The organism is Albidovulum sp. (genome assembly GCF_049646345.1).
GTDB lineage: Bacteria > Pseudomonadota > Alphaproteobacteria > Rhodobacterales > Rhodobacteraceae > Albidovulum.
The window spans coordinates 1-4,335 of record NZ_JBARVQ010000650.1; the positions used below are offsets into that span (position 1 = coordinate 1).

4 protein-coding genes are annotated in these 4,335 nt (G+C 65.7%); 1 reads left to right on the forward strand and 3 read right to left on the reverse strand.

The features are described from left to right. On the reverse strand, window positions 1-127 hold a 127-nt coding region (locus tag WBB85_RS16965; protein WP_432639780.1), incomplete at its 3' end, for an FAD-dependent oxidoreductase. Further along, window positions 124-2,151, reverse strand: coding sequence for a M3 family metallopeptidase (locus WBB85_RS16970; RefSeq protein ID WP_432639777.1), 2,028 nt, complete (start codon window positions 2,149-2,151; stop codon window positions 124-126). The genes WBB85_RS16970 and WBB85_RS16965, both read right to left, overlap by 4 nt. A gap of 131 nt (window positions 2,152-2,282) precedes the next feature. On the opposite strand from WBB85_RS16970, the gene WBB85_RS16975 reads away from it, so the two are divergent. Then, on the forward strand, window positions 2,283-3,530 hold the full coding sequence (locus WBB85_RS16975; RefSeq protein ID WP_432639778.1) for a flavin monoamine oxidase family protein: 1,248 nt from the start codon (window positions 2,283-2,285) through the stop codon (window positions 3,528-3,530). Between the two features lie 5 nt (window positions 3,531-3,535). On the opposite strand, the gene WBB85_RS16980 is transcribed toward WBB85_RS16975, so the two are convergent. Next, window positions 3,536-4,335: HesA/MoeB/ThiF family protein (locus WBB85_RS16980; RefSeq protein ID WP_432639779.1), on the reverse strand; the 800-nt coding region annotated here is incomplete at its 5' end.

The following is a 4,335-nucleotide window of genomic DNA, read 5'->3' on the forward strand; positions in this document are numbered from 1 at the left end:
GGCCTGACGTGTGATAGGCGAGGTGATCCTCGGCCTCCAGCAGAACGACTAGTCCCAGCGCTGACAGCCGGGCTGCGGCCGAGACCCCGGCGATGCCGCCGCCGATGATCAGGACATCTGCTGTCACTCTGCCGGGTCCCACAATCCGCGCCCTTTCAGAAGCGGTTCCACCCCCGGCATGCGCCCCCGGAACGCGGTGTAAAGCGTATCCGCCTCCTCCAACCCGCCCGCCGACAGGATGTGGCGTTCCAACTTTTGCGCGGTCTCCGGGTCGAAGGCGTCACCCGCCTCGCGGAAGGCTTCGAACGCATCGGCGTCCATCACCTCGGACCACATGTAGCTGTAATAGCCTGATGAATAGCCATCGCCCGAAAACACATGGGCGAAATGTGGCGTTGCGTGGCGCATGCGGATCGCATGCGGCATGCCGATACCGGCCAGCACCTTGGCCTGCACCGCCATCGGATCGGTGGGCACCGCCCCGTCGTGGAACGCCAGATCGACAAGTGCCGATGCAACATATTCGACCGTCGCGAAACCCTGATCATAGGTCGCCGCCGCGAGAAGCCGGTCGCGGAGCGCGGCGGGCATCGGCTGGCCGGTCTTCACGTGCCGGGCGTGTTTGTCGAGCACTTCAGGCACTTCCAGCCAATGCTCGAAAAGCTGGCTTGGCAGTTCGACGAAATCGCGGGCCACCGACGTGCCGGAGATGAAGCCATAGGTCACGTCAGACAGCATCTGATGCAGGGCATGGCCGAATTCGTGAAAGAGCGTCCGCGCATCGTCCCAAGACAGGAGTGCCGGTTCCCCCTTCGCGGGCTTGGCGAAATTGCAGACATTGACGACCACGGGGCGCTGATCGCCCCCCAGTTTGCGCTGCTCGCGAAAGGTCGAACACCATGCGCCGGACCGCTTGGATGACCGCGCGAAATAGTCACCGATGAAGACGGCGATGTGCTGCCCGTTTCGTGTCACCTCCCATGCCCGCGCATCGGGATGGTAGAGGTCCGTATCGAGCGGCCTGAACTCCAGCCCGAACAGACGCCCGGCACAATCGAAAGCCGCTTGCGTCATCGCCTCCAGCCCGAAATAGGACTTTAGTTCGCCCTCATCGAGGTCATGTTCGGCCAGCCGCCGCTTCTCGGAGTAATAGCGCCAGTCCCAGGCCTCCAGATCGCCATTGATGCCGTCCGCATGCATCATGCCTGTCAGCACGTCGGCATCGGCCAGCGCCTTTTCCCGCGCCGGGTCCCAGACCCGCATCAGCAGATCGCGCACCGCAGCGGGGGTCTTGGCCATTTCCGGTTCCAGCTTGTAGGATGCGAAACTGTCGTAGCCCAGAAGCTGCGCCCGCTCCTCGCGCAGGGCAAGGATCTCGGCGGCCGGTGCCCGGTTGTCGGTCGCCCCGCCATTAGCACCCCGCGCCACCCAGGCCTCATAGGCTTTTTCGCGCAGATCGCGGCGCGGCGAGAATTGCAGGAACGGCACCACGAGCGAGCGGCTGAGCGTCAGCACATGCCCGTCGCGCCCGCGTTCCTCGGCGGCGGCCCGGGCGGCGGCCACGACGAAGTCCGGCAGGCCTTCCAGATCGGCCTCGGCCAGAGGCATCCACCAGTCGCGCTCATCGGCGAGCAGGTTCTGGGTGAAGGCGGTCGAAAGAACCGCCAGCCTTTCCTTCACCTCGGCCATCCGTCCCTGCGCCGCACCGTCAAGTGCGGCACCGGCCCGCACGAACATGCGCCGGTAAAGCTCCAGCACCCGGGTTTGTTCCGCTGACAACCCCAATCCGTCGCGTCCCTGCCACAAGGCCTCGATCCGTGCGAAGAGGGCAGAATTCATCGTCACCTCGGACGAAAACGCCGCCATCTTCGGGGCAAGATCCCGTTGCAAGGCCTCGCGGTCCGGCGTCGAATCTGCCCCGGCAAGGTTGTAGAACACCCCCGCCACCCGGTTCAGCGTTTCCTCTGCCAGTTCCAGCGCCTCGATCGTGTTGGCAAAGCTGGGCGGCGACGTGTCCCCGGCGATTATCCCAATCGCCGCCCGGGCATCGGCCAGACCCGCCTCGAAGGCGGGGGCGAAGTCGCTGTCCCGGATGTCAGCAAAGGGTGGCAGGGCAAAGTCTGTATCCCAACGGGTGAGCAAGCTGTTCATGTGATCTCCTTCGGGCTGACCCTATGTGGCCCCGTGATCTTCGTCCAGATCGACGCGATTGACATTTCCATCGGGTGCCCGAATGATTTGATCAAAATATCCCCGCGGATTTCAGGCGACAGGATCGACAGATGACTGACCCGGCTTCAACCTGTGACACTCTTATCGTCGGTGCCGGTCTTGCCGGCCTCACGGCGGCAATTGCCCTGAGGCGGGCGGGACATGACGTTCTGGTGCTTGAGGCACGGGACCGGATCGGTGGGCGCACCTATGCAGCGCCACTTGCACCGGGGCAACGAGAGGTCGACTGGGGCGCGGAATGGGTGATCCCGGCTTTGCATCCGCGGATGATGGCACTGGCCACGGCCCATGGTTTCAGGCTGGAGGATGAAGCGCCGAACCTCCTCTGGGACGTTCCGGGATATCGCGCCGAGGCAAGCTATGACGACCTGCGCCGGGCGCGCCCCGGTTTCGATGTGGCGCTTTCGGCCCTTCAGGTCTGGGCAGATGCCCCTCCTGCCGGGGACGAAACCCGGGTTTCGCTGGCCGCACTGCTCGACCGGCTGATCCCCGATCCGACCGACCGCGCCCTGACCGAGGCGGCGATCTTTCCCCTGACCGGCGCCGATCCGCAGAGCCTTGCCGCCCATTCGCTGCGCGAGGAGATCCGCTTTCACGATCAGGATATCCACCTGACGCTAGCGCCGGAAACCAGACGGCTGGACAGGACGGCGGGGGCGCTGGTGGCGCGGATGGCGGCCGGTCTGCCCGGGGAATGCCTGCATCTGTCGTCGCCTGTGACCCGTGTGGCGGTCGCCGGGAATAACGTCAGCGTGGACTGCCCCACAGGCCGGTTTCATGCGGCCCGCGTCCTGCTTGCCGTGCCTGTCGCCGCGCTTCATGCGATCGACGTGACCCCCGCGCATCCCGCCATCGGCCCCGACCGTTCGGCGCGGATGAATGCCGGCCGTGTCGTCAAACTCTGGGCGCGTGCCACGGGGCCGGTGCCACCCGCGCGGCTTCACTTGGGCTCTCCGCTGCGGCTGCTCTACACCTGGGACCGCGACGGTGACCTGCTTCTCTCGGCGCAGGCCCTGGCCGGGGATATGACCGGCCACACAGCTGCCGACCTCTTCGCCGAGGCCTGCCCGGGCCTTGTTATCCATGAGGCGGATGCGAAGGACTGGCCCGCCGATCCCTATGCCCGGGGCAGTTGGATGGCCGCTGCGACAGGACCGAACCCGGCCGGGATCTTTGCCGACGGATTCGGTCCGTTGCGGGTCATCGGCGGCGACGTCGCACGCGACTGGGCCGGATGGATGGAAGGGGCGGTGCTGTCCGCCGAAGCGGCGGCGGCAGAGATCATCGCGGCAGGCTGAGCCGGTCAGAGGCCACAAACCGCGCAGCCGGGGCTGCGCTTCAATGCGATCTGGCGGCTTTCGCCGTAAAGCGCATCATAGATCAGCATCCGTCCGCGCAGGCCCTCGCCCGCCCCGGTAATCTCCTTGATCGTCTCGACCGCCATCATCGAGCCCATGACCCCCGGCAGCGCGCCCATGACGCCTGCCTCGGCACAGGCGGGTGCAAGGCCATCGGCGGGCCGGTCGGGGAAGATGCAGGCATAGCAGGGGGCACCCTGCGCCGGATCGTAAAGGCTGATCTGGCCTTCCCACTGAGTGATCGCCGCTGAGATCAGCGGCTTTTTCGCCGCCACCGCCGCCGCATTCACCATATAGCGCGTGTCGAAATTGTCCGATCCGTCGAGGATCAGGTCATATTCAGCAAAGAGCGTCACGGCTTCATCCGCGCCCAGACGCCGGTTGTAGGGTTTGACGGCAATGAACGGATTGAGCGCCTTCATCGCGGCTTCGGCCGAAAAGACCTTGGGCATGCCGATCCGCTGGTCGGTATGGATCACCTGCCGCTGAAGGTTGGAATTCGACACCTCGTCATCGTCGATCACCCCGATCGTGCCCACGCCCGCCGCCGCGAGATAGAGAAGCAGCGGAGAGCCGAGCCCGCCCGCGCCGACAACCAGCACCTTCGCCTCCTTCAGCCGTCGCTGGCCCATGCCGCCGACTTCACGCAAGACGATGTGGCGGGCATAGCGGTCCAACTCGGCCTCTGAGAACGGCCCGTCCAACACCGGCGCATGCCCGGGCGTTCCAGCACGCGCCTTCAACC

What these genes read in the sequence shown, in the direction of transcription:
- WBB85_RS16975 (WP_432639778.1), top strand. Translation starts at nt 2,283, where the DNA reads ATGACTGACCCGGCTTCAACCTGTGACACTCTTATCGTCGGTGCCGGT.
- WBB85_RS16970 (WP_432639777.1), bottom strand. Translation starts at nt 2,151, where the DNA reads ATGAACAGCTTGCTCACCCGTTGGGATACAGACTTTGCCCTGCCACCC.